Source organism: Nonomuraea sp. NPDC005692, assembly GCF_040631115.1.
GTDB lineage: Bacteria > Actinomycetota > Actinomycetes > Streptosporangiales > Streptosporangiaceae > Nonomuraea.
Map to the genome: position 1 here is coordinate 1 of NZ_JBEXYU010000071.1, position 5977 is coordinate 5977.

Genomic DNA, 5977 nt, shown 5'->3' on the forward strand with positions numbered 1-5977 from the left:
CTCGAAGTCCGGTCGACGAGAGTGCTCACTCACCAGCGGCTACCAGGCACCGAGTCTGCCAGCGAGGCCGACCCGGCAGGTCCCATTAGTCGTCGAAGCCCTCCAACTGCCACTGCCCCATGGCTACGTCCAAGCTCAGCACGAGCACGCCCTCCCCGCGCGAGCTCCCGCAGACACGCCTCCACCGGTCGCCCCCGATGCCCCCGCACGGTGCGCGGCCGCGCACCTGGGCCTACCCCTGCGACCAGCAGTCCGCGCAGTAGCCGAGCCGCAGCTCCCCCGCGAGCTTCTCCACGCGGCACGCCTTGCACAACTTGCGCCGCTGGTCGGGCGGGATGCTGGACGGCACCTGCCCGCGCTCCCGCGCGTACTGCTTCCGCTTCCCGGGCGGGCGGCCCGTACGGCGCCCGCCGTGCGTCATGTCTCGCGCCACCCTCCAAACGTAGCCGCCGCGCGCCCCGCCGGCACGGTTTCCCCGGGACCGTCTTGGGACGGGACACAAGGCCCCACCGGCCGCCACCATGCCCGGCATGGCCGCGGCATCCTACGACCTGCTGATCGAGTAGGGCGCACCCTTCAAGCGCGTCCTCACCCTGCGCTCCCAAGCTGACGGGCGGCCGCCGCTCGACCTGACCGGTTGCACCGTCCGCGCCCACATACGCGCCCACCACGGCGACGACGCGCCCCACCTGTACGACCTGGCCACCGGCGGCGGCCTCACCATCACCGACCCGCCCGCCGGGAAGATCGACCTGCACATCCCCGCCGCCACCACCGCCGGATGGACGTGGCGGGTCGGCGTGTACGACCTGGAGGTCGTGGACGCCGGCGGCGAACCTCTCCCCCTCCTGGCGGGCGCTGTCCGCGTCACCGGCGAGGTGACCCGATGACCGAGCAGCCGGCCGTGGAGCTCGTCGTCCAGCAGACCGCAGGCCCGTCCCTGACCGTCGAGCAGGGCGGCGGCATCACGGTGACGATCGAGCAGCACCAGCAGGTGGTGGAACTCAACCTCGCCGTCCCCGGCATCCAGGGCCCGCCCGGCGCGCGCGGCGAGCAGGGCCCAGCCGGGCCGGAGGGCGGCGCCTTCCAACGCGACTTCGTGTTCGCCGTCCCCGCCTTCGTGTGAGAGGTCGAGCACGGGCAGACCCGGCAGCCGAACCCCACCTGCTTCTCGCCGGACGGGCAGCGGATCGAGGGCGATCCGTCGTACCCGGACGAGCACACCATCCGCATCACCTGGGCCGTGCCCGTATCGGGCACGCTCCGCCTCACCTGATCTCGGGGGAACGTCATGCCGAACTGGCTCCCCCAGCACCGCTACAACCAGATCCCCGGCGTCGGCTTCGTCATGCCGACGTCGTCCACCGAACCGGCCGCGCCGGTCGCGTTCGAGCTGTGGGCCCACCCCGGCACCGGGAAGGCGTCGTGGCGCACCCCGGGTGGGACGTGGATAGCGCTGGACGACGTGGCGGACGGCGCGGTCACCAACGCCAAGATCGCGGCGCGCGCCGGGATCGCCCTGTCCAAGCTGGCCACGAACCCGCTCGACCGGGCCCAGCACACCGGTACCCAGCTCGCCGCGACCATCTCGGACTTCGTGACGCAGGTGCGGGCCAACCGGCTGGACCAGATAGCCACGGCCGGCGCGGATCTCAACGCTGGCGGCTTCCGGTGGACGAACCTGGGCGCGCCGCAGGGCCCGAACGTCCTGCTGGACAAGCGCGCCGGCCTCGACCTGCACCAGCTGCGCCACAGCGCCGCCACCCACCTGGGGGACGCCGAGATCCCGCTGCAGCTCATCATGGGCAAGACCCGGCACAAGAACCCGCGCACCGCCATGCGCTACGTCAAACCCGGCGCCGAAGCCATCGCCACTGCCACCGACGTCCTGGCACCACGCCGCCGTACTCACTGACCAGCACGTTTCCAGTCGGTACGTACTGTCACGGCTTAGCGCTAAATACTCGCGAGTAGGCCCCCCGAGTCTCTGCAAACGACTGTGTATCGCCGCAGGTCATGCAAATCTGTTGGAACTTTCCCCGGGACTACAGCGAGGCCAGAGCGGCAGGCGTGGCAGGAAACGGCCACCGCCGCCGCCCACCTGGCCGACCTCCTGACCGCGTTCGGGGACGAACGTGTGGGCAGGTGCGCGAGGCAGACCGTCGAGGGCTGTGAGTGCTCCAGCCTGCTCGACCCGGTCACCGGGCAATGCACGATGTCCCGCACCACGTACGGCTTTTGGTTCCAGGTCTCCAGCGACCCGCACCGCTTCAACGGCGAGGACACCATCGCCGCCACCGTCGCGCGCCGGGCGCGCGACGGCGATCCGGTCTACCGGTGGATCGCGGACGCCCCCGGCGCGTTGGCCTGGGTGGCCGACATCTACGCCGCGGCGATCCGTGCCATCCTGCCAACCGGAGTGGAGATGCACCCCGCACGGTCGGATCTGGACCCGCCGATCGGTGAGGAATTCGTCGGCCCGATCCGCCTAGACGATTGCAGTTGGCCCGCGACTTACCCCCGCACCTCTGCCGGCGAACTAGACCTGTCGACCCTGCTGAGCCGCATCGACCTTGGCCAACTCCTTGGTCGCGCGTACATGCTGAACAGGAGCTAATCGGTCGGCGTCAGCCAGAGCGTTCCGTGCCTGCTTGCCGTCCGCGCGCCGTACCCAGCTTCGCCTGCTGGGCGGGGTGGGATGCTCGGTAGAACAGCTTCGTCGGCAACGTCTCCTGCCCGAGCTCGTCGTAGAAGTACTGCGCCCCGCGATTGCCGGTGTCAGTGGTCCATTCGACTCTGCTGCACTCGTGCTTGGCTGCCAAGTCGAACAGCGCGTTCATGAGCGCTGTGCCCACTCCGCGGCGTTGCGCTGACTCGGCGACGTAGAGCTCCTTCAAGTACAAGGATCGGGTGAGCCCTTCGGCCGGCCACAGGAAGGAGTAGGAGGCGATGCCAACCGCCTCCTCACCGTCCCAGGCAAGCAGGGCGTAGCCCGCGGGCGGGTCAGACCACAGGGCTTGGTGGATCTGACGGAACCGAACGTCGAGGGGTTCCACCTCCGTAGCGCCGTAGAAGCGGTCCATCTCCTCCAGCAGCCCGGCAATGTGGGACATCTGGTCAGCCGTTGCGGCTGCCACTGTGATGGTCATGAGCGCCTTCCGTTAGTCACTGGGGGCCAGGAGCTCACGGAGTTGACGGACAGCGGGCAACGCCTTCTGCTGACGGGGTATCGCGTTCAGGACTTCCTGGCCGCGCATGCGGATGAGTCCCTCCCGTTGATCGTCGGTGAGCGGGACGAGGGTAGCTGCCGCGTACTCCAGCGCGCCAGCGCTGTCGCCGTCCCGGGCAAGGCAGATCGTTCGGTCGAGGCGGGTCAGCGCCCTGTCCAGAAAATCTGTTTCGGGGTACAGGGCCAGGGCTTGCTGTTGGGCTTGCCAAGCTGCCCGAGTGTCGCCCAGGTGGGTGTAGGCGTTGCCGCAGTGGAAGTGGAGTTGGGCCTCGTTGTAGCCGAACGCGGAGTCATTGATCTCGTTGTCGGCCAGTTCCTCCAGGAGGTTGCCGGCCCTGTGTAGAGCTGCTTTCGCCACTTCTGCGCGGGCGGGGCTGAGAGCGGCGTGCGCGCGCGCTTCCAGAGCCGCGGCCAGAACAGGCGCTCGCAACGTGCTGGGCACCCTGGGCCACATCGATCGCTTCCAGGAGATCGCCGGTGTAGAAGTGCCCGTACGCTTCCTGCGCCAGCACCCACGAGCGTGTCCACGGATCCCCGGCTTCCTGTGCAGCTCGACGGGCGGTTCTCGCCCATCGTCTGAATGCCTGGTGGTCGTCGAGCTCGATGTAGGTCAGGCACATGAGCCCCGCCATGTGCGCGGTCACTCGTGTAAGGCGGCGCAGCGACGATGCGGCCCGATACTCGATCATCGTCTGCCGCAGATCTGTCAGGTCGGCTCCGAGATCGTGGACAAGCTGGCCGGCAGGCTTGTAGTGGGCGGCATGCCCGTACTTCAGTACCGTGCGCTCCCAGTCGCCAAGAGATGCCTCGCTCAACGATCCTGCCACGAGCACATCATCCAGGCTTTGGCGGAGCGCGTCGTACCCTGGCCCGCCGAAGAGCTCGCTCTCGGGCATATTGAAGACACGTGAGCAGAGACGCCGATAAAACGCCGTGGTCTCGTGTTTGCCCGTCTCCCACCCGTAGATGTTCTTCTTGAGGGACTCGACTGATGGCAGTCGGGTCGGCCGCTGTTCGTCGTTCGCCGCAGCCTTGATCAGCTCGCGGGCCAGCTCAGTCTGGCTCCACCCGCGGGCATCGCGCTCCTTGCGCACCCGATTTGGCGAGGTTGTGCTCTTGCTCATCACGAACATGCACCTCACAGGGGGCGGAAACGGTGAGACATCCTCCCGTTTCCTAGTCTCTCCGCTTCCTGCACAGCGGGACAGCCGGTCAGATGAATACGTAGCCACTCGTAAGGAGCAGTCCCCGCCGTACCGCACGAACTGGTGCATGCCAGGCGTGAATCGCTTTCTTGGCCTGCACCGTTCATCGCCCGGAGGTGATGATGATCAGCGACAGTGACCCGTCGCTCTTCCTCCAGCGCAGGGTAGAAGAAGAGAGACCGAGGCATGCTACAGCCAGAGGCCGCATCGGGCGCGGGCGGTCACGGCCGGATCCATGCCTCCCGCAGCTGTCGAGTCCGCGCCCAGGCCCCACGAGATCTTCGGCGTGCAGTGAGATGCGGGATCCATCTGACCGTCATCTGTACTGGACGCAGGTCGCCGTCATGTGTCCCTGTGATGGTCGCAATCACCGGCATGATCGTCTCCGTGTCATAGGTTGTCACATCCCGCTCAGACCTCTGTGGCGCTGAAATCAAGGCATGGACGCGAGTCTGTCGGCCATTCTGCCGACCTGACCGTAAGCGATCACCTGACGCAAGGAGTCGCCGTCATGAACCGCATCGTGCTCGCCGTCATGGACCAGGACGGGCAGCCGTGGAGCGTCATGGCTCAGCAACGCGGCACCCAGGCTGGCCGCTCTCGCCACCCCTCAACCTCGGCTTCCAAGATCGAAGATGTAGCTGACCCGACATTCCAGGCATCCATCCGCCCCGCATCGGTCAAGCCGCCGGTCGGCTGATGGATCCGTTCATCACCCCCGGCGCCTACCCCTGGTGGCTTCCCGACAGAGACGTCCCGCTGAGGCGGAAAGAGCTCATCCGCATCAGCGGCGCTGCCTTCTTACGCAGAGTCTTCCTTTGGGCTACAGGCCGCAGGCGGGCCACATGATGTTCCCCCTACCTGGAGACACGGATGCAGTCTTCTCCTTTGCTCAACCTCACCGGATGGCAAAGAGCGCAGACAGAGGCCACACTCTTAACCTTCTACACGACCATCCGCGCCGGCATGGTCCGCCTGTCCGATGGCGGCGGTCCGTTCGGGTTCGACATCACCGCCGCGCTGCTGATTGACGACCTGATGTCTCTCTTCCAATGCGACGCGATCATCGAGACGGGCTGCTTCCTCGGCGACACGACCGACTACCTCGCCCGCCGCTATCCCGCTCTTCCCGTCTATGCCTGCGACATCGACGCCCAGCATGCCGGGTTTACTCACCGCCGGCTCGCGGGGCTGAGCAACGCGTACGTGGAATGTCTGGACTCGCCGCTCCTGATCCGCAGCGTCAGCTTCGACAGGCCCCTGTACTTCCTGGACGCCCACTGGGGCGAGAACTGGCCCCTGCTCGAGGAACTGGCTGGCATCACCTGCGGTGTCACCGTGATCCACGATTTCGACATCGGTCATCCCCGTTTCGGGTTCGACACCTACCAGGGCGTCGCCTGCGGCCCTCAAATGCTGGCCCTGCTGCCGGATCCGCCGCAGGTGTATTTGAACCGCTCCGACTTTCTTGGAGACCCTGAAGCCAGCATGATCGTGCTGGCGGAAGGGAGAATCACACGCGATGCCAGCCCCCAGGAAGTAC

At 67.0% G+C, this 5977-nt stretch carries 8 protein-coding genes; 5 read left to right on the plus strand and 3 right to left on the minus strand.

Going from position 1 to position 5977, the window contains the following annotated elements; translation table 11 throughout:
• Positions 1 to 232: 232 nt before the first annotated feature.
• Entirely contained in the window at positions 233 to 433 is a 201-nt protein-coding gene (locus ABZ459_RS52490) for a hypothetical protein (protein WP_357989020.1), read from the minus strand.
• Positions 434 to 886: 453 nt separating this feature from the next.
• Here ABZ459_RS52490 and ABZ459_RS52495 point away from each other — a divergent pair, with 453 nt between their 5' ends.
• From ABZ459_RS52495 to ABZ459_RS52505, 3 genes are all read left to right on the plus strand, one after another.
• On the plus strand, positions 887 to 1126 hold the full coding sequence (locus tag ABZ459_RS52495) for a hypothetical protein (protein ID WP_357989022.1): 240 nt from the start codon (positions 887 to 889) through the stop codon (positions 1124 to 1126).
• A gap of 165 nt (positions 1127 to 1291) precedes the next feature.
• Positions 1292 to 1915 carry a tyrosine-type recombinase/integrase gene (locus tag ABZ459_RS52500; RefSeq protein WP_357989024.1) on the plus strand — a complete coding sequence of 208 codons (624 nt, stop codon included), beginning with the start codon at positions 1292 to 1294 and terminating at the stop codon, positions 1913 to 1915.
• A gap of 300 nt (positions 1916 to 2215) precedes the next feature.
• Positions 2216 to 2617 (plus strand): hypothetical protein, encoded by a 402-nt coding sequence (locus tag ABZ459_RS52505; RefSeq protein ID WP_357989026.1) that lies wholly within the window; start codon positions 2216 to 2218, stop codon positions 2615 to 2617.
• A 10-nt stretch (positions 2618 to 2627) separates the two neighbouring features.
• Here ABZ459_RS52505 and ABZ459_RS52510 read toward each other — a convergent pair whose 3' ends face one another.
• Both ABZ459_RS52510 and ABZ459_RS52515 read right to left on the minus strand, forming a co-directional pair.
• Complete coding sequence (locus ABZ459_RS52510; RefSeq protein ID WP_357989028.1) at positions 2628 to 3149, minus strand: GNAT family N-acetyltransferase; 522 nt, start codon at positions 3147 to 3149, stop codon at positions 2628 to 2630.
• Positions 3150 to 3519: 370 nt separating this feature from the next.
• Positions 3520 to 4353, minus strand: coding sequence for a helix-turn-helix transcriptional regulator (locus ABZ459_RS52515; protein WP_357989030.1), 834 nt, complete (start codon positions 4351 to 4353; stop codon positions 3520 to 3522).
• Positions 4354 to 4945: 592 nt separating this feature from the next.
• Between ABZ459_RS52515 and ABZ459_RS52520 the strand changes: the two genes are divergently transcribed.
• Positions 4946 to 5134, plus strand: a complete 189-nt coding sequence (locus tag ABZ459_RS52520; RefSeq protein WP_357989032.1) for a hypothetical protein — start codon at positions 4946 to 4948, stop codon at positions 5132 to 5134.
• Between the two features lie 173 nt (positions 5135 to 5307).
• On the plus strand, positions 5308 to 5977 hold a 670-nt coding region (locus tag ABZ459_RS52525; RefSeq protein WP_357989034.1), incomplete at its 3' end, for a hypothetical protein.

Bases quoted from the DNA above. Each gene is read 5' to 3' on its own strand.
- ABZ459_RS52495 (WP_357989022.1), top strand. From the start codon at position 887: ATGACCGAGCAGCCGGCCGTGGAGCTCGTCGTCCAGCAGACCGCAGGC.
- ABZ459_RS52500 (WP_357989024.1), top strand. From the start codon at position 1,292: ATGCCGAACTGGCTCCCCCAGCACCGCTACAACCAGATCCCCGGCGTC.
- ABZ459_RS52505 (WP_357989026.1), top strand. From the start codon at position 2,216: ATGTCCCGCACCACGTACGGCTTTTGGTTCCAGGTCTCCAGCGACCCG.
- ABZ459_RS52510 (WP_357989028.1), bottom strand. From the start codon at position 3,149: ATGACCATCACAGTGGCAGCCGCAACGGCTGACCAGATGTCCCACATT.
- ABZ459_RS52515 (WP_357989030.1), bottom strand. From the start codon at position 4,353: ATGAGCAAGAGCACAACCTCGCCAAATCGGGTGCGCAAGGAGCGCGAT.
- ABZ459_RS52520 (WP_357989032.1), top strand. From the start codon at position 4,946: ATGAACCGCATCGTGCTCGCCGTCATGGACCAGGACGGGCAGCCGTGG.